Raw genomic sequence first — 20843 nt, forward strand, 5'->3', positions numbered from 1 at the left:
GCGCGCTCCGCCTGTTTCATCGCGCCACCCCTTCAATAAACATCGGCCTGGTAGCGGCCGGCCTTCTTCAGGCCGTTGACGAAACTTGCCGCCTCCTCGGTCGAGCGGGCGCCCCATTGCGCCACGATGTCGACGAGGGCGCGTTCGACGTCGCGCGCCATGCGCTTGGCGTCGCCGCAGACATAGAAATGCGCGCCCTCGGCCAGCCAGCGCCAGAGATCGGCACCGACCTCGCGCATGCGGTCCTGCACGTAGAACTTGCCCTCGGCATCGCGCGACCAGGCGAGGGAGAGGCGCGTGAGCAGGCCGCTCTCGCGCATGGCAGCGAATTCCTCCTCATAGAAGAAATCATGGTCGCGATGCTGGTGGCCGAAGAATAGCCAGTTGCGCCCGCTGGCGCCCTCGGCCTTGCGTTCCTGCAGGAAGGCGCGGAACGGAGCGACCCCGGTGCCCGGTCCGACCATGATCACCGGCGTCTCGCCGTTCTCGGGCAGTCGAAAGCCGTGGGCCTTCTGTACATAGACCCTGAGTTCCTCGCCCTCGGCGATGCGCTCGCCCAGAAAGGTGGAGGCAACGCCCAGCCTGTCGCGCGCGCCGATGCGATAGCGCACCGTATCGACGGTGAGCGAGATCCGGCCCGGATTGGCCTTATGCGAGGAGGAAATCGAATAGAGCCGCGGCTGCAAGGGATCGAGGGCCTCGAGGAAGGCCTCGGCCCCGGGGCGGATGCCCTGGAACTTGTAGAGCACGGCGAGCACGTCGAGAGATGCCGCGTCCCCGTCCGGATCCTCGCCATTGGCCAGCGTCCGGGCCTTGCGGCGCAGGTCGCCGGTGCTGAGATAGGACAGGAGCTGAAACAGGCTGTCGGGCGGCGTGCCGAGCGAGACATCCTCGATCAGCCTGTCGCGCAGGCTCTTGCCCTCGATCAGGGCTTCGGGCCGGGCTCCGAGCAGGGCGATGATCTGGTCGGCCAGGCCTGCCTTGTTCTTCGGAATCACGCCGAAACTATCGCCTGCGATATAGTCGAGCCCGCTGCCGGATAGGTCGAACTCGACATGCCAGGTGGTCTTGGCGGATTTTTCGCCGTTGAGCCGACGCCGCGAGAGAAAGCGTGCGGCAACCGGATTGTCGCGCGAGCGGCCGGGCAGGCCGGCGGCAGGGGGATGGCCGGCCTCGGTCGCATCGACATCGACCTTCGCGTCGGGGCTTGTGGTCGAAGCGGTGCCGTCCTGCCCGATCTCCTGCGCCAGGGCCTTGAGCATGCGGGCAGTCTCCTTGCCGCCCGGCGCACACAAGGTGAGGCGCTCCTCCTTGCGCAGGAAGAGCGCATTGGCATAGTCGGCGCAGTTGTAGCCGCATTGACCGCAATCCTGCTGCGCCATCGCCGCCATCAGGCGCGGTGCCAGCGGCCTGTCCTTGGCCAAGGCGAGGCGCTCGTCTATGCCCATGCTTGGATCGTGCCAGGGCGCCTCGTCATTGTCGGCCAGGGCAGGGCCTGCGGCCTGATCGAGCCCAGCCTTGTCGAGGGGCGGCAGATCCGCAGGGGCCATGCCGCCCTGGGCGGCGAGGACAGCACCAAAGAATCCGTCGAGCCAGGCTCTTTGCTCCGGGCTGAAGGGCGCTCCTTCGGGAATGAGTGAACGCTGGGGCGGGACGGCGATCATGTTCATGCGCCTGCAAGCTCCCTGCCGTCGACCAGGCCGCGCAAGGCTTCCGGCTCGTGCCTGATAGTGAAGGCCTGGAAGCTTTCCGTGGGGCCCTCGCGATGCTCGAGATAGAGGCGCAGCAGGCCTTCGACCTTCACGGGGCAATCCTCGGCCCGGATCTCCTTCCAAAGTTCGCGGCCGATCCGCGGCTGGTCGCCATAGCCGCCGCCAACCACGATCGAATAGCCCTCGGCCTGGTCGCCCTCCTGGTTGAGCGTCACCTTGGCGCCGATCAGGCCGATGTCGCCGATATAATGCTGGGCGCAGGAATGGTGGCAGCCAGTGAGGTGGACGTTCACCGGCACGTCGAGCGCCAAACGCGCATCGACATACTCGGCGATCTCCAGGGCGTGCTCCTTGGTATGGGCGGCGGCGAATTTGCAGCCGGTGGCGCCGGTGCAGGCCACTAGGCCGGCGCGCAGGGAGCTCGCCTTCCAGTCGAGGCCGAGCGCCTCGATCGCCGCCTTGGCCTCCGCCACCTTCGCGTCAGGAACGCCGGAGATCAGCAGGTTCTGCCAGACAGTGAGGCGGATGTCGCCATCCCCGAAATCGCGGGCGATGGCGGCGAGGCCGCGCATCTGGCTGGCGTCCATTCGGCCAACGGCCAGGGTGACGCCGATCCAGTTCAGGCCTGGCTGACTCTGGGGGTGCACGCCGATATGAGCCAGGCGGTCGAAGGCGGGGCGGGGCTCGACCCCGTCCTCGGACAGGCGGGTGAGCTTGCGGCCGAGCTTGGCTTCCACCGCCTCGAGATAGGCCTCGAAGCCGATGGCATCGAGGACATATTTCATGCGCGCCTTGGTGCGGTTGGTGCGGTCGCCCTTGTCGGTGAACACTCGCACGATGGCATCGGCGATGGCGCAGCATTCCTCCGCCTTGCAGAACACGCCGGTGGGCCGGGCGAGGTCGCGATGGCCGGTGATGCCGCCGAGCACGAGGCGGAACCAGGTCTCGCCGCCGATGCGCGCGGCCTGGAAGCCGATATCGTTGGTCTCCTCCAGCGTGGCGATGCGCCCGCCGCCGTCAAAGGCGACGTTGAACTTGCGCGGCAGGCCATAGAGCGAGCGGTCATTGAGGATGTGATAGTGCCATTCGCGGGCGAGCGGTCTGGTGTCGGCCAGTTCCTGCGGATCGATGCCGGCGGTGGCCGAACCCGTGACGTTGCGGATATTGTCGGCTCCCGAGCCGCGCGAGCACAGGCCGAGATCCTGGATGGCTTCGACCACGCGCGGTGCATTGTCCGGCATCACCTCGCGGATCTGCAGATTGGCCCGTGTGGTGACATGGGCATAGCCCCCGCCCATGCGCTCGGCGACATCGGCCATGCCGGCGAACTGCCAATGAGTGAGGATACCATTGGGAATGCGCAGGCGGACCATATAGCTCGACTGCGCGGGCGCTACATAGAACAGGCCGAAATAGCGCCAGCGGAAATTGTCTTCGGGCTTGGGAAAGGCGCCGTCCCTGGCCTGCGCCTTCAGGCGTGGATAGGCATCGAAGGGATGTTCGGCCCGCTTCCATTTCTCCTGGTCGACGAGCTTGCCGCCACCGGCGGTCACGGCATCCTGCGCCTGAAGGTGCGTGGCGTCCGGGCCCATGGGGATCGGTGCCGTCGCAGCGGGCGCAGCCTTGGCACTGCCGACGGCCTGCATGCCCGAGACGAAGCCTTCGAGATAGCGCTTCTGGTCGGAGGTGAAATCGCTGCCCATCATGCGGCCTCCCTCAGAACCCACGAAGGGGCGGTTTCGCAGAAGGCGCGGCCGAAGATCAGGCTCTCGCGAATGGCGGAGATGTCGCTGCCCCGTCGGATCAGATCCTTGTACCAGACGGCGTCCTCGGCCTCGCCGACCATGGCGGCACCGATGAGGCGGTTATCCTTGAGGACCAGGCGCTTGCATAGCCCGGCGCCACGATCCTCCAGCAGGATGTCGTCATGACCCTCGCCGAGGAAGTCACCGGCCGAGAAGACCGGAATGCCGGAGACTTTGAGGTTGGTCGACAAAGCGGTGCCTTCATAGGCTGCCCCGGTGTCGCCGCCCCAGCGACGCGCCAGCACGCGTGCCTGCTCATAGGCCGGCTCGACGAGGCCGTAGACCTGGCCGCGATGTTCGGCGCATTCGCCGATGGCGTGGATGAAGGGCACCACGGTGGCAAGGCCGTCATCCACCTGGATGCCGCGTCCAACCGGCAGGTCGGCAGTCTTGGCGAGGCCAGTATTGGGGCGCACGCCCACGGCGACCACCACCATGTCGACGGGCAGGCGGGAACCGTCGGCGAAGATGAGGGCCTCGGCCCTGTCCTCGCCTGCGACCTCCTGGGTCTGGGCATTGAGCAGGATGCGGATGCCCTTGTGCTCCACCGCCCGCTTGAGGAAGGCCGCCGTCCGTCGGTCGAGCTGGCGTTCCATCAGGCGCTCCATGACATGGACCAGGGTGACCTTGGCGCCGCCCTTGGCCAGGCCATAGGCCGCCTCGATGCCCAGCAGCCCGCCGCCGATCACGGCGATGCGTCGGTTGAGGCGAGCGGCTTCCTGCAAGGCGGGCAGGTCGGCGAGGTCGCGGAACGTGGTCACGCCCGGCAGAGCCATCCCGGGAACGGGCAGGAGGATGGCGGAAGAGCCGGTCGCCAGCACGACCCGGTCGAAGGATAGGGCGGCGCCATTGGCGAGATGGGCGGTGCGGGCGGCCGGATCGAGGCCGGTAACGGTCTGCCCGGTAACGAGACGAATGCCCTGTGCGTCATACCAGGCCTCGTCCCGCAGCGTGATGCCGTCCCGGCCGATATCACCGGCGAGCAGGGCCGAGAGCAGCACGCGGTTGTAGCCCGGCCGCGGCTCGGCGCCCACGACGGTGGTCTCGAACCGTCCCGGCGCGTGGGCAGCGATTTCCTCGCACAGCCTGACGCTGGCCATGCCGTTGCCGATGATCAGGAGCTTCTCGGTCATGTCTCGATCCTCAGATCCAAACCATTGCAGATTCCGGCTATTTCGGATTCCGGCCATTTCAGATTCTGGCGGTGGCGGTGCCGCCCTCGAGGGTCCAGGTCGTGCGCCAGCGGCGCTTGACCCGGGTGAGGGCGGCCAAGGCCAGCACCGCCAGCAAGGCGAAGATCAGGAAGCCGGCCTGGTAGGTGCCGGTGAACTGCTTGGAGAGGCCGAGGCTCGAGGCGAGGTAGAAGCCGCCGACACCGCCCGTCATGCCGACCAGCCCGGTCATCACGCCCATCTCGGCCTGGAAGCGCTGCGGCACGAGCTGGAACACCGCGCCGTTGCCCATGCCCAGGGCGAGCATGGCGACGACGAGGATGCCGAGGCCGAGCCAGAGTTGGGCGAAGCCGAAACTGGCCAGGATCAGCGCAATGGCTGCTGCGGCATAGAGAACGCTGAGGACACGGATGCCGCCGAAGCGATCGGCGATGGCGCCGCCAATGGGACGGAACAGTGAGCCGGCGAACACGCAGGCCGCCGTGCAATAGCCCGCCGTGACGGCGTCGAGCCCGTATTGGGTGTTGAAATAGAAGCCGAGCGAGGAGGCGAGGCCCGAAAAGCCGCCGAAGGTGACGGCATAATAGAACATGAACCACCAGGCGTCGGGCTGGCGCAGGATCCTGGCATATTCGCCGAGCGACTTGGCAGGCGGCTGGTTGGGGCTGTCCTTGGCGCAGAGGAGATAGACGATAAGGGCGACAACCAGCGGAATGGCGGCAAGGCCGATGACATTGGTCCAGCCCACCATGGTGGCGAGCAAAGGCGCGAACAAGGCGGCGAACACGGTGCCGGAATTGCCGGCACCCGCGATGCCCAAGGCGACGCCCTGATAATGCGGGGGATACCAGCGCGAGGCGAGCGGCAGCGCCACCGCGAAGGATGCGCCGGCCATGCCCAGGATGAGGCCGAGCAACAGCAACTGGCTGTAGGAGCCGATGCCCACGGCCCAGAAGCCAAGGAGGCCGGCGATCACCACGATCTGCGCCAGGATACCCGTCAGCTTGGGCCGGAGATAATCGACCAGGAAGCCGTTCACCACGCGCAGGAAGGCGCCGGCAAGCACGGGCAGGGCCACCATCAGCCCTTTCTGGGCAGCGTCGAGATGAAGGTCGCCGGCAATCTGCACGGCGAGGGGGCCGAGGATCACCCAGACCATGAAGCTCATGTCGAAATAGAAGAAGGCGGCGAAAAGGGTGGGCCAATGCCCGGCCTTGAGGAAGTCTCGCGTCTGCATCGTCGTGTTCCGCGTGCTGAAGTCGCCAAAACAAAAAGCCGCCGAACCATCCCCGCCGACAAAGGGCGGCAGGGATGGTTCGGCGGCGTTGCCGTTTTGCGCCCGTCACTGAGCGCCGGGCTTTTCGGCCCAAAATCTTCAAGGAAAGCCGCTTATCGGGCCGTCATTGACCCTGCTGCGGAAAGAGACCTGCGTCTCTCACTGTGTGCAGTTTAGAAGCAGGCTGCTTTTTTAGGCAAGATCAAATATTGTGCGCCGCAGCATGGTTTTGCCGATATTTTTGGCGCGAGGCAGGAAACGACGATGGAGTGTCAGCCTCACAGCTCCATCAGGTGATGGAGCTGTGCTGACAATTTGCCTGCCGGCATTTCAGCCGGAGGCTGACACTCTAAATGAGCGCAGATAACCTTCGATGTCGTCGGGATCGAACAGCCTGCCGTCGAAGAAGCCGTCAGGGCCGAGCACCATGGTGCCGTGGCGCGAGGCGACCGGTGTCGCCTGCCGCAAGGCACCCTCGACCTTGGCACTGGCGCGGGGCAGGTCGATGCCAGTACCGGCGAGGGCGGCGCGATAGAGGTCCGGGCGATAGACCTGGCCGACCCGCTGGGCCAAGGCGGTGCTGTAATCCACCTGGCCCCAGCGCACCATCTGCGAATAGAACCAGAGGGCATGGCTCGCCCAGGGGAAGTTGGCAGCGTGGTCGTGGAAGACCAGGAAGTCGGGAATCTCAGCCGCGGCCTCGTGCCGGCGGCGCACCAGCACGCCGCTGAGCGCCTGCCCGATGATCTCGGGTGGCCGGTCGAGATAGTCAGGCGCGGCGAGGATATGGGCCAACTCGCTGCGATTACCGGCATCACCAGCCCAGCGGGCCGCGCCATGCAACGCACGCAGCAGTGCGGCGAGCCGATCGGGAGTGCGTTCGGCGAAATCGGCACGCAAGCCGAGCACCTTCTCGGGGCCTTGGCGCCACAAGGTGGATTTGGTCACCGCGATCACGCCGACCCCGGCCTCGACCGCCAGCGAGTTCCAGGGCTCGCCCACGCAGAAGCCGTCGATCTGGCCTTCCCGCATGGCGTCGACCATGAAGGGCGGCGGCAGCACCACCAGCCGGATATCCCTGTCGGGATCGATGCCGGCGGCGGCCAGCCAATAGCGCAGCTCGTAATTATGCCCCGAAAAGGGATGGACGACGGCGAGGGTAAGGGGCGCCTGTCCCGCCGCCGGCCGTTTGGCGACGACCTTGGCAAGCGCGGCGCCGATGGTGGCCGGGCCGGCGTCAAGATCTGCACCCTCTTCTTCCATCCGGGCGAAGAGCGTCGGCGCGAGCGTGATGGCGTTGCCGCCGAGGCCCAGCGAGAAGGGGGCGATCATCGGCACCTCGACATGCCCCAGGCCGAGCGTGGAGGCGATTGGCATCGGCCCAAGCATATGGGCGGCGTCGAAATGGCCGAGCATGACGCGATCGCGGATATTGGCCCAGGACGTCTCGCGCGCCAGCTTGAGTTCGAGGCCCTCAGCTGCGGCGAACCCTTTTTCCTTGGCGACGACCAGGGGCGCGGCGTCGACGAGCGGGATGAAGCCGAGCGTCAGATCCGCGATGCCGTCCCTGCCCTTGTTGCTCATCGCCCATGCTCCCGGATTTCTTCGCTGTCCGCGCCGTGACCGCTCATCATCAGCCTATCTGTCCAGAAGCTTGGCGGCGGTGACGAGGCTGCGCGCCACCTCGGCCACACGCCGGCTTTCATTCATCGCGGTCTTGCGCAGCAGGGCATAGGCCTCCTCCTCGCTGATGCCCCGCCGCTTCATGAGAATGCCTTTCGCCTTGTCGATGGTCTTGCGATCCTCCAGGGCCTGGCGCGTACGGTCGAGTTCCTCGCGCAGGCGATGGAAGGCGTTGAAGCGGCTGATGGCCATGTCGAGGATCGGCCGGACGCGTTCCTTGCGCAAGCCATCGACTACATAGGCCGAGACGCCGGCATCGATGGCCGCCTCGGTGGCGGCCTTGTCGGACTGGTCCACGAACATCACCACCGGGCGATGCACGCTGCGGGAGACCTGGAACATCTGCTCCAGGACGTCGCGATTGGGGTTCTCCAGATCGATGAAGATGACGTCGGGATCGGCGTCGACGACCTGCCGCAGCAAATGTCGCATGTCATTAATGATGGTGACGCGATCGTGCCCCGCCTCGCGCAGGCCTTCCTCGATGACCGAAGCCCTCATGGCATTGTCGTCGATCAGCAGGACATGCAGGGGCGCATCGTTCATTCCCGCAATTTCGGGCGAGAGTACTGACGAAGCAAGGCGCGATATTAGGCATCGTGCCGCAAGGGCGTGCGTGGCGCGGCATTGCATTCGCGCATGAAGTTGCGTAAAAACGCATAAACATGCAGATAGGCGCGAGAGCGAGCAATAGGGGAAGGCTATGGCAAATCCAATCAAGGCGGTGGTATTCGATCTCGGCGGCGTGCTGATCGACTGGAACCCTCTCTATCTCTACCGCCGGCTCCTGCCGGATGAAGAGCGCGCCCGCCGCTTCCTGGCCGAGGTCTGCACGCCGGCGTGGAACGGCCAGTTCGACGCCGGCAAGCCCTTCGCCGAAGGGGTGGCCGAGCTCTCAGCTCAGTTTCCCCATCATGGCGAGCTGATCTCGGCCTTCCACACGCGTTGGTCCGAGATGCTTGGGGGCGCCATCGAAGGGACGGTCGCCATCCTGGAGGAATTGCGCCGGCAGGATGTGGCCCTGCATGCGATCTCGAACTGGTCGTCCGAAACCTTTCCGATCGCGGCCGAGCGCTACGCTTTTCTTACGCATTTCGAGGTGCTGATCGTCTCGGGCGAGAGAAAACTGGCCAAGCCGGATCCGGCGATTTTCGAGCTTTTCCTGCGGGAAGCCGGCTTGCCGGCCAGCGCTTGCGTCTTCATCGACGACAATGCTGAGAATATCGCAACGGCCTCACACCTCGGTTTCAAGGCGATCCGCTTCAGTGACCCCGAAGCCCTGCGCCGGGATCTGGGTACTCTCGGCCTGCTGGGTGTTCAATCGGCCGTGTGAACGCTTTCGCTGCGCTTCGACCTCTCAGCGCCAGCCCGACGTGCGCCCGACGGCTGTGCGGAAGCTCTCGCGCCAGCGCGCGCGGGGGGCGTCCTTGGGCTCGTAGAACTTCCGGTTCGAAGCCGAGACGGCCGGTATTTCCACACCAATGCCGAGGGCCGCGAGCTGGGCTGTGCCAAGGGCCGTGGTTTCGTCGAAATCGGACAAGGCGACGGCTTTGCCGGCGCTGTCGGCCAGGAACTGGCAGAAATAGGGGCTGCGCGACAATCCGCCATCGATGGCGATCACATCGCCGGTCTCTACTTCGGCCTCCATTGCTGCCAGGATATCGCAGGTCAGCAGCGCAATGCCTTCCAACAGGGCCTGGCGCAGATCCTCGAAATCGGAGGCCGGCGTCAGGCCGATGATGAGCGGGGCGGCCGAGCGATCCCAATGCGGACAGGCCAGGCCTGAAAAGGCAGGCACGAAGACGAGCCCGCGTTCGATCGCCGGTGGCCGCCGGAATTCGTGGAAATCGGCAACGCTGCCGGCGATACCTGTTTTGATCGCCCATTCGATACTCGAGCCGACATCATAGACGCCGCCATCGAGGGCGTAGGTCAGGCGATCGCCGATATGCCAGGCCACCGTCGGCAAGAGGCCGCCGGTCAGTGCGGGTGCCTTGGGGATTGTCGAGGTGACGGCCAGGCAGAAGGCACCGGTGCCGAAAGTGATCTTGAGGTCGCCAGCGCGGCGGCAGCGATGGCCGTAGAGCGCGGCCTGCTGGTCGACCAGAGAGGCGGTGATCGGCCCGGTTGGCGTCTGCCCGAAGGCCGCGACGGTCGGCCGGATCGGCGGCAGGCTGTCGAGGGGCACGCCGAACAGCGCGCAGAGTTCCTCGTCCCAGGCCCCCGTTGCCAGATTCATCAAGGAGGTGCGGGAAGCCGTAGTCGCGTCGGTGGCGAACTCACCCGTCAGGCGCTGCAGGAAGAAGGCATCGGTGGTGCCCAGGCGCAGCCGTCCCGCGGCACGCGCCTTGGCGACATCGGGCAGGTTGTCGAGCATCCAGCGGAACTTGGTGGCGGAGAAATAAGAATCGAGCGGCAAGCCGGCCCGCTCCAGCACGGTCGCGGCCTTGCCGGCCGCCCGCAACTTTTCGGCCATGTCTGCCGTACGGCCGTCCTGCCAGACGATCACGGGAGAAAGAGGCTTGCCCGATTCAGCGTCCCAGGCCAGGCAACTTTCTCCCTGGTTGGAAAGGCCGATTGCTGCTGCCGGGCCGGCGGTCTCCAGGCAGATCCGGATATTGGCCAGCAATTCCTCCGGATCATGCTCGACCCAACCTGGATTGGGATGATGCTGGCCATGCCGGATCGCCTTGACGATGGCGACGGCGCCGTCCTCACCCACCACGAGAGAGCGGGTGGAGGTGGTACCCTGGTCGATCGCAACGATGTTTGCCATCGAGAACTGCTCCTATCGCGGCTTGCGATCCGAGAAAGCCAGCGGGGAATCGCAAGCACGCTTCCGACAATATCTAGAATATAAGTACGGTTTTACCAAAACGGCGTTTGGCATAGCAGCCTCATGGCGAGATGCCTCTGCCATGGCGTAGCTCAAGGGTGAGTTCGGTTGCGGCGGGCGGGATGACGAGGTGCTCGAGCGGCACCAGGACACGCCGTTCGGGCCCCGACGAGATCGAACGGGACCATAGCACGGTGTCGCCGGCCGTCAGCGCCAAGGTCCCCTTCAATCTCTCGCTGAGACGCAGTTGCAGTGCGGGAAGGGCCCGCGGCAGCGTCGCCCTGTCGATTTCCTTGACGTCGATTTCCTTGACGTCGATTTCTTGGGGCATCACCAGCTTGATGCCCGCGCCGGTACGGATGGGAATGGCGGCCTGGCGCGGCGGCAGCCCGCCCTCAAGGTCTCGGGCGATGCTGCCGGCGATGCGCCGTGCCTCCGCCCAGCACCAGCCGGCGGTCTCCACGGGCCGGAGCAGATTGCCGGCGGCGAATATTGTGGGCGCGCGGGTACGGCCAAAGGCATCGACGATCGGGCCGCCGCTGCCCTGGTCGATCGCCAGGCCGCCGAGGCGCGCCAGGGCCGATTCCGGCGTGAAGGCACCGGTGAACAACACCCCGTCGCAGTCGATGCTGCGGTTTCCCGCTTCCGAGCGTGCAATCACCTCCTGTACCCGGCCCTTGCCGGCGATGGTGCCGATTTCGGTGCGGTAGTGCACGGGAATGCCGAGCAGGCGCGGCAGCAGCCAGAAGGGAAAGCGGGCCGTCGGATAGGCGTTTGGCTCGATCACGGCGGCCGGGCGGATGCCGCCCGACAGGCAGGTGAGGATGGCTGACATCGCCACCAGTTCGGTACCGACGATCACGGGCCGACGGAAGGGCGCGAGCTTCTCCAGATGCACATAGGCCTGCAGGGCTGCCGTGTTGAGAATGCCGAGCGGGCGCTCGCCCGACACCAGCCGTGCGGCACGCGAGGCCTCGCGCGTGCCGGTGGCCAGCAGGATGCGCCTCGGCCTGTAGTCGACGGGGCCGTCGGGTGACACCGCCTTCACAACGCCGTCCTGGACCGAGAGCACGCTATGCCGGGTGAGGATCTCGACGCCGCGTTCCCTAGCCCGGGCTTCAAGCCGGGCGGCATAGCCTGTGCCCGAGAGAATGCGGTGGAATTCGCGCATGCCGAAGGGCGAGTGGCCGCAATGGCGGGGAATGCCGCCCACGACCGTGTCGCGCTCGAGCAGCACGACCTTGCCGATGCCGAGTTCCTTCAACGCTGTCGCGGCCGACAGGCCGGCAGGGCCGCCGCCGACGACGAGAACATCCGGAGCCATGACCTTGGCCGCACTCATCGCGCTGCTCCGCTGTCGAGAGGCATGGCGAAACGGCCCTGGGTCAGGCTGGCCAGCCTGGCACTGCAGTTGAAGCCCTGGCAGCGCCCCATGGCGCAACGCGTGCGGCGTTTCAGACCGCCGAAATCGCCGGCGGCCAGCGGGCGGGACAGAGCGGTCTCGATCTCGCGCCTGGTCACCAGTTCGCAGTGACAGATGATTTCCTCATAATCCGGCCGGTCATAGTCGCGCGGCAGGTGCTCGGCCAGATTGGGAACCGGCCCGGGCGGGGATGCCTCGACCGGTGCGGTCCTCCCGCCGGCCTCGAAGTGGAGGCGCAGCACATGGCGGGCAATGCCGAGTGAGGCGGACAGGCCGGTCGAGCGAATGCCGCCGACGCTGATCCAGTTGCGTTCGGGATAGGCGTCGATGCGATAGTCCTTGCGCTCGGTGGCTGGCCGCAGCCCGGCATAGCAGGCGGTCACCGGCATGTCGGCCAGAGCCGGCAGGATCTCGACGCCCCGGCGGATCAGGGCTTCGAGCGCGTCGTGATCGACATCGGCCCGGTCCCGGTCCTGCTGTTCTTCCGCGGTTGGACCGACGAGCAGGTTGCCGAAGACCGTGCGCGTGACCACAACCCCCTTGGTGCGCTCATTGGGCACCGGCAGGATGATGGCTGAAGCCAGCTTGTAGGCCGCCTTGTCGAAGACCACGAACTGGCCCTTGCGCGGGCGGATCTCGAAGGCGCAGTGGCCGAGGAGCGCGTGGTCGATCTCATCGCCATGGTTGCCGGCGCAATTGATCACGCCGCAGGCCACGACAGGCCCGGCCGTGGTTTCGAGGCGCCAGACCTGGCCATCGAACTGGCCGCCGGTGACACGAGTGCCGCGCAGGACGGTGGCGCCATGCGCCATGGCCTGCTCGACATAGGCGAGAAAGGGGCTCCAGGGATCGATGAGCGCTTCATCCGGCACGAAGAGGGCTGATCGTGCTGCTTCGGACAGGCTCGGCTCCCTGGCGCGCAGCTCCGCGCGGCCGATCAGCGCGACATTGTCGATGCCGTTCTCCAGCGCCTTGACGCGGATACCCTCCAGGCCGGCTTCCTCGGCCTCGTTCCAGGCGACGACGAGGGCGCTGCTGCGCAGCAGCGGCAACCCCATGGCCTCGTGGATCTCGAGATATTCGGCATGGCCGGCGCGGATGCAGGCGAGCTCCAGGCTGCCGGGCGGGGCATCGAAACCCGTATGCAATATGGCGCTGTTGGCCTTGCTGGCGCCGGAGAGGATATCGCCACCGGCCTCGATCAGGGTGACGGCGAGCCCCTCCAGCGCAAAGCGGCGGGCGATCGCGCATCCCACGACCCCAGCGCCGATGATGGCGACATCGCTGACCATTGTGCCGTCTTCCCCCAGGCCGCTCCCGGCGCGAGCCTGTCCCGCTATCTGAGCAAATTCGCGGCTGCTTCGCTACTGGCTGAGGAAGGAGATGAGCTTGGCTTGATCCCGCAAGGGGAGAAGGTGGCGGCAGCGGGATGAGGAGCGAACCTCCACTCCTACATTATTCGATCACCGTCAAAGATTCATATTTAATATATAGAAATAGTAGTCTAATGTGCCTAGCTCCCATCAAGCGGCGCTGTGCGTGCCGCAGCGAAGACGAGACCAGGCATGACGCGCTACAGGCTGAGTTTGCTCGACAAGAGTCCCCTTGCTTCCGGTGATGAGGCCCCTGACGCCCTCAAGCGCACCATTGCCCTGGCCCAGGCGGCGGAGCGGCTTGGCTACCACCGTTTCTGGGTTGCCGAACACCACAACGCCCCCGAACTCGCCAGCTCCGCCCCCGAAGTGCTGATCGCCTTCCTGCTGGCCAACACGGCCCGAATCCGCATCGGGTCGGGTGGGGTGATGCTGCAGCATTACAGCGCCTACAAGGTGGCGGAGGTCTTCAATCTCCTCGCTTCGCTGGCGCCGGGACGGGTCGATCTCGGCATCGGCAAGGCGCCGGGCGGGTTGCCGCTGGCGACGCGCGCGTTGCAGGGAGCCCATGACCCCGCCCGCAAGCCGGGCTTTGCCGAGCAGCTCGACGATCTCGGCCGCTTCCTCGACGGGCCGGTTGCGGCCGGCGAGACGCTAGCCGGCCTGAGCGCGACGCCGCGGCCACCCGTGACGCCCGAGCGTTTCCTGCTGGGAGCGAGTGTGGAAAGCGCCGAACTTGCGGCCACCAGGGGCTGGCAGTTCGTGTTCGCCCGCCACCTCAATGGCGACGATGTGCTGCTTGCCGATGCCGTCGCCGCCTATCGCAGCAAGGCCGGGCGACCACCTCTGGTGGCGGTGGCTGCCATCGTCGCCGACAGTGCCGCCGAGGCAGCGCGCCAGGCCGCCGGATTGCAGCTCTTCAAGGTGCATGTTCCAGGTGCCCAGAGCGTCACCGTCGGCAGCGAGGCGCAGGCGGAGGATTATGCCCGCCAGGCCGGTGCCAGCGAATATCGCGTCGAGCGCAAGGTGCCGAGCGTCCTCGCCGGTACGGCGGCCGACGTACTGGCGGCACTCGATCGCCTGCATGAGCGCCACGGCATCGAGGAATTCATCGTCGAGCCGGCCGTGAAGGGCGCGGCGAGGCTGGCCCTGGTCGAGCAGCTTGCCCAAGCACACGGTGTCACGGAACACGGTGTCACCGCCCGCCGGTCCCCGGCCGCGCAGCAGCCGGCGCTACGCCAAGTCATTCCCGCCTGACCGCTTAGCATTTGAGGAGAGAGATTTGAGCAGGAAACGCATTCCCTTCGGTGTGATGCTGCAGGGCCCGGGCGGCCATATGAACGCCTGGAAGCATCCGAGCGTGCCGGCCGATGCCAGCATCAATTTCGAGCATTATGTCCGCTCCGCGCGCCAGGCCGAAAAGGCCGGCATCGCCTTCGTCTTCATCGCCGACGGCCTCTATATCAACGAGGTCTCCATTCCGCATTTCCTCAACCGCTTCGAGCCGATCGCCCTGCTTTCGGCGCTGGCAGCCTCGACCTCCAGCATCGGCCTGGTCGGCACGCTCTCGACCTCCTATTCCGATCCCTTCACCGTGGCCCGGCAGTTCGGCTCGATCGACGTGATCAGCGGCGGCCGTGCCGGCTGGAACGCGGTGACCTCGCCGCTGGAAGGCTCGGCCCGCAACTATAATCGCGACAAGCACCCCGAACATGCCCTTCGCTACGAGATTGCCGGCGAGCATATCGAGGTGGTCAAGGGGCTGTGGGATAGCTGGGACGACGATGCCTTCCCGCGCAATCGCGAGACCGGCCAATATGCCGATTTCGCCAAGATGCACCGGCTCGATTTCAAGGGCCGCTTCCATGCCGCCGAAGGGCCGCTCAACCTCAGCCGCTCGCCGCAGGGCCAGCCCGTGCTGTTCCAGGCCGGTGCCTCGGATGACGGTATCAAGCTGGCCGGCCGCCATGCCGACGCGGTGTTCGCCGGTTCCGAATCCTTCGAGGACAATCGCGAGCTGTCGCGCAAGCTCAAGCAGAGCGCGCTGGCTCATGGTCGCTCGGCCGATCATCTCAAGGTGTTTCCGGGCGTCGCCCCGATCGTGGGATCGAGTGAAGAGGAGGCGGAGCGCAAATATCAGGAGATCCGCGCGCTGGTAACGGATCACGAGGCGCTGCTCTATCTCGGGCGCTTCTTCGACCATCACGATTTCACCGCCTATCCGCTCGATGAGCCCTTTCCGGAGCTCGGCGATATCGGCGCCAATAATTTCCGGGCCCATACCGATCGTATCAAGCGCGTTGCACGGGAGAAGAAGCTCACCTTGCGCGAGATCGCGCTCGATGTCGCGACCCCGCGCACCAGCTTCATCGGCACGCCCGAGGCGATCGCCGACGAGTTGATCCATTGGGCGGAGGGAGGCGCCGCCGACGGCTTCGTGCTCGGCTTCCATGTGCTGACAGCCGGACTCGACGATTTCGAGACGCATGTCCTGCCGATCCTGGAGGCGCGCGGCCATCACCGCCCGGCCCAGTTCGGCACGACGCTCAGGGACCATCTCGGCCTGCCCTACCGTGAAAGCCGCTATGCGGTCGCAGCCGGGCCGGATGCCGGCGAGGAGGCGGCCTGATGACGGCGCAGTTTCCCCCGCCCTCGGCCACGGCAGAGGCGATTGCACTCCAGGCCATCGCGACGCTGGGCGAGGAATTCGTTGCCCTGCGTCGAAAGCTGCATACTCAGCCGGAGCTCGCCTATAAGGAAGAAAAGACCAGCGCCCTGGTCGCCGGTTACCTCGAATCCTGGGGCTATGAGGTGGCGCGCAATGTCGGCGGCACCGGGGTGGTCGGTACGCTGAAAAGCGGCCGAGGCAGCAGGACCGTCGGCATCCGGGCCGATATGGACGCCCTGCCGATCACCGAGGCCACCGGGCTGCCCTATGCCAGCACGGTACCGGGGGTGATGCATGCCTGCGGCCATGACGGCCACACCTCGATCCTGCTGGCGGCTGCCAAGCACCTCGCCACGACGCGCGCCTTTTCCGGCACGCTCAGGGTGATCTTCCAGCCGGCCGAAGAGAATGGTGGCGGCGCCCGCTCGATGATCAAGGACGGGCTGTTCGAGCGCTTCCCGGTCGATGCCGTGTTCGGGCTGCACAATTGGCCCGGCGTACCCGCTGGCGAGTTCGGCTTCCTGGCGGGCCCGGCCATGGCCTCGGTGGACCTTGCCATCATCCGCATCATCGGCAAGGGCGGCCATGGCGCCAAGCCGCAGCAGGCGGTCGATCCGGTGGTGGCCAGTGCCTCCCTGGTGCTGGCGCTGCAGACGGTGGTCTCGCGCAATGTCGACCCGCTCGAGGCGGTGGTCGTCACCGTCGGTTCGATCCATGGCGGCATCGCGCCCAACGTCATCCCCGACAGCGTCGACTTGCAGCTCACCATTCGCACCTTCGATGACACTGTGCGCGAGAACGTGCGCCAACGCATCATCGAACTCGCGCAGAGCCATGCCGCTTCCTTCGGCGCGCGCGCCGAGGTCCATTATCCACGCGGCTATCCCGTGCTGGTCAATCATGCCGGGGAGACGGACTTCGCTCGGCAGGTAGCGGCCCGCCATTTCGGAGAAGAACGCATTCGCCAGGACTTCCGGCCGATCACCGCGAGCGAGGATTTCGCCTTCATGCTCAAGGAGCGGCTGGGCAGCTACCTCTTCATCGGCAATGGCGATAGCGCCGACCTGCACAACCCCCATTATGATTTCAACGATGCCATTCTCGTGGATGCGGCGCGCTACTGGGTCGCGCTGGTCCAGGATTATCTTTCCGATAATAGTGAGCCGGCAAAATGACAGATATCTTCTTCTATACGACCCCGCTCGACGAACAGGCACGTCCCCTGGTCGAGGCGCTCACCTTCGAATATCAATCGCGCTATGGCAATTATTGGGGCGAACCGGGCTCGGCGGAAATGAGCCGCTATCCCGCCGAGCTCTTCGCACCGCCCCATGGCAATTTCGTGCTGCTGCTGCGTGATGGCGTGGCTATCGCCGGCGGCGCCTTCAAGCGTTATGACGAGCACACGGCGGAATTCAAGCGCGTGTGGACCCATGTCGACCTGCGCCGCCAGGGCCTTGCCCGCAAGGTGTTGGTCGAGCTCGAGTCACAGGCCGCACGCCAGGGCTATAGTCGCATCTACCTCACCACCGGCTTTCGCCAGCCGGAAGCCGCGGGCCTCTATCTCTCGACCGGCTATACCGCTCTGTTCGACGTCACCAAGGATCCCGAAACCTACGGCTCGCTGCCCTTCGAGAAGGACATCTCCCATCTCGCCTCCGAAGTCGAGCGGTCGGTCGCAGGTGGTGCGTCGGCAGCAGACGACCGGTTGGTCGCGCTCAGCGCTGTCCGAGCCGCGCGCCAAGCGGCGCCGGAACAGGGTCAGGCTGGCCGCAAGGCAGGCTGACAGGGTCGCTTGGTCGGCCTTACTTCGCCATTTAATCTACTTTTTCTATGGACTAACTGAATCAAGAACGAAGGAAGCGCGGGATGGCCTCCACCACGGATTTCGACGGCGTACTTGCCGGGCCCCAGGCGAGCAATGCGTCCGACTATTCGCGTTATCGCGTGGTGCCGGCCCGGCATCCCTGGCGCGCGGTCGGCACGGTGGTAGCCGTCCTCATCCTCGGGGTGACCCTCTATTCGATCCTGGCCAATCCGAAATGGGGCTGGGACGTCTTCGCGCAGTATTTCGTCTCCGAGCCGGTGCTGGTCGGGCTCGCCCGCACGGTGCTGCTCACCGTGCTGGCCTCCATCTTCGGCTTCCTGCTCGGCGGTACGCTCGCCTTTGCGCGGGTCTCCAAATCGCCGCTGCTTGCCGGGATATCCTGGGGCTATATCTGGCTGCTGCGCTCGGTCCCGCTGATCGTATTGCTGCTGATCCTCAACAATCTCGGCTATCTCTACACCACGCTGGATATCGGCATTCCCTTCACCGGTATCCTGTTCGCCCAGTATAATCTGGTGGAGGTTCTCAGCCCCTTCTCGGTCGCGCTGATCGGCCTCAGCCTCAACCAGGCGGCCTTCTCGGCCGAGATCATCCGGGGCGGCATCCTGTCGGTCGACCAGGGCCAGCACGAGGCCGCGGCTGCGCTCGGCCTGTCGCGAAGCCGGCATGCCCTCGGCATCGTGTTGCCCCAGGCCATGCGTGCCATCCTGCCGAGCGGCTTCAACGAGATCATCGGCTTGGCCAAGTCGACCTCCATGGTCTACGTACTGGCGCTGCCGGAATTGTTCTACACCGTGCAGGTCATCTACCGGCGCAATCTCGAGGTCATTCCGCTCCTGATGGTGGCAACGGTCTGGTACCTCATCATCATGAGCGTGCTCTCGCTCATTCAGCTGAGGATCGAGCGCCATTATGCCAGGGGCGCTTTGCGCACTGCCCCCGCGTCCTTGCTGGAACGCATCACAGGACGCGATAATAGCCGCCAAATCAAATCAGCTCCGATAGCGCAGCCGTCAGCGCCTGCCGTTCGCAAGCCTCTGGTTTCGGCGCTGCGCCCGACCCGGCAGGAAGGCTTGATCGAGATTCATGGCCTGTCCAAGCGCTACGGCAGCCATACCGTATTGGACAATGTCAGTCTCACCGTCCGGCCCGGCGAGGTCACCGCGATCCTGGGCCCCTCCGGCGCCGGCAAGTCCACCTTGCTGCGCGCCATCAATCATCTCGAACGTGCGAGCGAAGGCTTCATCGCCATCGATGGTGAGCTGATCGGCTATGAGCGCCGCGGCAATGTGCTCTACGAGCTGAAGGAAGGAGCGATCCGCCGCCGCCGTGCCTCGATCGGCATGGTGTTCCAGAACTTCAACCTGTTCCCGCATCTCACCGTGCTCGAAAACATCATCGAGGCGCCGGTCTCGGTGCAGAAGGTGCCGCGCGCCGTGGCCCTTGAACAGGCCCGCGACCTCCTCAGCCGCATCGGCCTCGCCGACAAGGCGGATGCCTATCCCCGCCAGCTTTCCGGCGGCCAGCAGCAGCGCGTTGCCATTGCCAGGGCCCTGGCGCTCAAGCCCAAGGTCATCCTGTTCGACGAGCCGACATCCGCCCTCGATCCCGAACTGGTCGGCGAAGTGCTTGAAGTGATCAAGGAACTCGCCACCTCCGGCACCACCATGGTGATCGTCACCCATGAAGTCGGCTTCGCCCGGGAAGTGGCCGATACCGTGGTGTTCATGGAGAACGGCCGCGTCCTCGAATCTGGCCCGCCCGCCTTGCTTTTCAATGCGCCCGCCCATTCCCGCCTGGGCGAATTCCTCGCCAAGGTTCTGTGAACGCCCAAGCTTTTTCGACGTCCATGTCGGCGCGCGGGGAGCCGCCGGCGCGACCCTTCCTCTCAAGCCCGATCAGGAGACTCCATGACGACCCGTTCCGCCTCTATCGCCGCCGGCGCCCTTGCGGCCGCCCTGGCCCTCGGCCTCAGCTTTGCCGCTTTCGCCGGCGAATTCGATCTCAGCCCGGAGCAACCCGGCCGCCTGCGTGCCGACAAGAACGAGGAGGCGATCAAGGCGATCGCCAAGGATGCCAAATTCGTGCGGGATGGCAAATTCACCGTGGCGGTCAATCCCGGCCTGCCGCCGATCGTGACCTATGCCACCGATTCCAAGACGCCCGTCGGCTTCGACCCGGATCTTGCGCAATTGGTGGCCGACAGCCTCGGCAAGGAATTGGTGCTGGAGACGGTGACCTGGGCGGATTGGCCGCTCGGCCTCTCCTCGGGTAAATATGATGCCGTGATCACCAACGTCACGGTGACCGAGGAGCGCAAGGAGAAGTTCGATTTCTCCACCTATCGGCGTGACATTCTCGGCCTCTATGTCAAGTCGGACAGCCCGATCGCCTCGGTGAAGGAGCCCAAGGACATTGCCGGCCTGAAGGTGATCACCGATGCCGGTACCAACCAGGAGAAGATCCTGCTGGCTTGGGACAAGCAGAATCAGGCCGCCGGCCTCAAGCCGATCGAGGTGCAGTATTACGACGACGATGCGGTGAAGACGCTGGCGCTGCAATCCGGCCGCGCCGACATCACCTTCAGCGTGAACGCCACCCAGGCCTTCCAGTCGGCGCAGACGGGCAAGACCAAGCTAGTCGGCACCATTTCGGGCGGCTGGCCGATCACAGCCGATATCGCCGTCACCACCCGCAAGGGCAGCGGTCTCGCCGATGCCGTGACGATCGCTGTCAACGGCCTGATCAAGGACGGCAAATATGCCAAGACGCTCGCCCGCTGGAACCTGAGCGCCGAGGCGATCGAGAAGGCCGAGACCAACCCCCAGGGCCTGCCGAAGAGCTGAGGGCGGTCATGACCATTGCCACCATGTGTAGACGCCAACCTTAGGCTTGTTGCGCGACAATCCCTCCCCGACTTCGGGGAGGGTGGCCCGAAGGGTCGGGTGGGGGAGAGTGATGCCAAGCCGCCCAAGTCTGACGGGTGCGCACCACTCTCCCCCTTCCGTCGCTGCTGCGCAGCGACACCTTCCCCGAAGTCGGGGAAGGATCGGCGCGCCTCTTTCCG

16 protein-coding genes are annotated in these 20843 nt (G+C 65.6%); 7 read left to right on the forward strand and 9 right to left on the reverse strand.

Annotation, left to right across the window (positions count from 1 at the left end):
- Positions 1-32: 32 nt before the first annotated feature.
- From ACR9ZN_RS24040 to ACR9ZN_RS24065, 6 genes are all read right to left on the reverse strand, one after another.
- Entirely contained in the window at positions 33-1670 is a 1638-nt protein-coding gene (locus ACR9ZN_RS24040) for a sulfite reductase subunit alpha (RefSeq protein WP_454811621.1), read from the reverse strand.
- Positions 1667-3415 carry a NirA family protein gene (locus tag ACR9ZN_RS24045; protein WP_481274389.1) on the reverse strand — a complete coding sequence of 583 codons (1749 nt, stop codon included), beginning with the start codon at positions 3413-3415 and terminating at the stop codon, positions 1667-1669. The genes ACR9ZN_RS24040 and ACR9ZN_RS24045 overlap by 4 nt, the downstream gene beginning before the upstream one ends.
- The gene (locus ACR9ZN_RS24050; protein ID WP_454811623.1) at positions 3415-4650 is read right to left on the reverse strand and encodes an NAD(P)/FAD-dependent oxidoreductase; all 1236 of its coding nucleotides are present in this window, start codon (positions 4648-4650) and stop codon (positions 3415-3417) included. The genes ACR9ZN_RS24045 and ACR9ZN_RS24050 overlap by 1 nt, the downstream gene beginning before the upstream one ends.
- A 58-nt stretch (positions 4651-4708) precedes the next feature.
- The gene (locus ACR9ZN_RS24055) at positions 4709-5926 is read right to left on the reverse strand and encodes a nitrate/nitrite transporter (RefSeq protein WP_454811625.1); all 1218 of its coding nucleotides are present in this window, start codon (positions 5924-5926) and stop codon (positions 4709-4711) included.
- Positions 5927-6295: 369 nt separating this feature from the next.
- A complete protein-coding gene (locus ACR9ZN_RS24060; RefSeq protein WP_454811627.1) occupies positions 6296-7549 on the reverse strand; it encodes a CmpA/NrtA family ABC transporter substrate-binding protein in 1254 nt (417 codons plus the stop codon).
- Positions 7550-7603: 54 nt separating this feature from the next.
- A complete protein-coding gene (locus ACR9ZN_RS24065) occupies positions 7604-8194 on the reverse strand; it encodes an ANTAR domain-containing response regulator (protein ID WP_454811629.1) in 591 nt (196 codons plus the stop codon).
- A 157-nt stretch (positions 8195-8351) separates the two neighbouring features.
- Here ACR9ZN_RS24065 and ACR9ZN_RS24070 point away from each other — a divergent pair, with 157 nt between their 5' ends.
- Positions 8352-8981, forward strand: a complete 630-nt coding sequence (locus ACR9ZN_RS24070) for an HAD family hydrolase (RefSeq protein ID WP_481273346.1) — start codon at positions 8352-8354, stop codon at positions 8979-8981.
- Between the two features lie 24 nt (positions 8982-9005).
- Here ACR9ZN_RS24070 and ACR9ZN_RS24075 read toward each other — a convergent pair whose 3' ends face one another.
- The 3 genes from ACR9ZN_RS24075 to ACR9ZN_RS24085 form a co-directional block, all read right to left on the reverse strand.
- Entirely contained in the window at positions 9006-10424 is a 1419-nt protein-coding gene (locus ACR9ZN_RS24075; RefSeq protein ID WP_481273347.1) for an FGGY family carbohydrate kinase, read from the reverse strand.
- Between the two features lie 121 nt (positions 10425-10545).
- Positions 10546-11826 (reverse strand): NAD(P)/FAD-dependent oxidoreductase, encoded by a 1281-nt coding sequence (locus ACR9ZN_RS24080; protein WP_481273349.1) that lies wholly within the window; start codon positions 11824-11826, stop codon positions 10546-10548.
- Positions 11823-13199 (reverse strand): FAD-dependent oxidoreductase, encoded by a 1377-nt coding sequence (locus tag ACR9ZN_RS24085; protein WP_481273351.1) that lies wholly within the window; start codon positions 13197-13199, stop codon positions 11823-11825. Before ACR9ZN_RS24085 ends, ACR9ZN_RS24080 begins: the two co-directional genes overlap by 4 nt.
- Before the next feature lie 273 nt (positions 13200-13472).
- On the opposite strand from ACR9ZN_RS24085, the gene ACR9ZN_RS24090 reads away from it, so the two are divergent.
- The 6 genes from ACR9ZN_RS24090 (at position 13473) to ACR9ZN_RS24115 (ending at position 20622) form a co-directional block, all read left to right on the forward strand.
- Positions 13473-14537 carry an MsnO8 family LLM class oxidoreductase gene (locus ACR9ZN_RS24090; protein WP_481273352.1) on the forward strand — a complete coding sequence of 355 codons (1065 nt, stop codon included), beginning with the start codon at positions 13473-13475 and terminating at the stop codon, positions 14535-14537.
- 55 nt (positions 14538-14592) lie between these two features.
- On the forward strand, positions 14593-15909 hold the full coding sequence (locus ACR9ZN_RS24095; RefSeq protein WP_481274390.1) for an LLM class flavin-dependent oxidoreductase: 1317 nt from the start codon (positions 14593-14595) through the stop codon (positions 15907-15909).
- Positions 15909-17123 carry a M20 aminoacylase family protein gene (locus ACR9ZN_RS24100; RefSeq protein WP_481273354.1) on the forward strand — a complete coding sequence of 405 codons (1215 nt, stop codon included), beginning with the start codon at positions 15909-15911 and terminating at the stop codon, positions 17121-17123. The genes ACR9ZN_RS24095 and ACR9ZN_RS24100 overlap by 1 nt, the downstream gene beginning before the upstream one ends.
- A complete protein-coding gene (locus tag ACR9ZN_RS24105; RefSeq protein WP_441772166.1) occupies positions 17120-17734 on the forward strand; it encodes a GNAT family N-acetyltransferase in 615 nt (204 codons plus the stop codon). The genes ACR9ZN_RS24100 and ACR9ZN_RS24105 overlap by 4 nt, the downstream gene beginning before the upstream one ends.
- Before the next feature lie 83 nt (positions 17735-17817).
- Entirely contained in the window at positions 17818-19602 is a 1785-nt protein-coding gene (locus tag ACR9ZN_RS24110) for an amino acid ABC transporter permease/ATP-binding protein (protein ID WP_481273356.1), read from the forward strand.
- A gap of 84 nt (positions 19603-19686) precedes the next feature.
- Positions 19687-20622 carry an ABC transporter substrate-binding protein gene (locus ACR9ZN_RS24115; RefSeq protein WP_481273358.1) on the forward strand — a complete coding sequence of 312 codons (936 nt, stop codon included), beginning with the start codon at positions 19687-19689 and terminating at the stop codon, positions 20620-20622.
- The last annotated feature ends 221 nt before the right edge of the window (positions 20623-20843 follow it).

Source organism: Labrys sp. HAY1-8F (assembly GCF_056754975.1).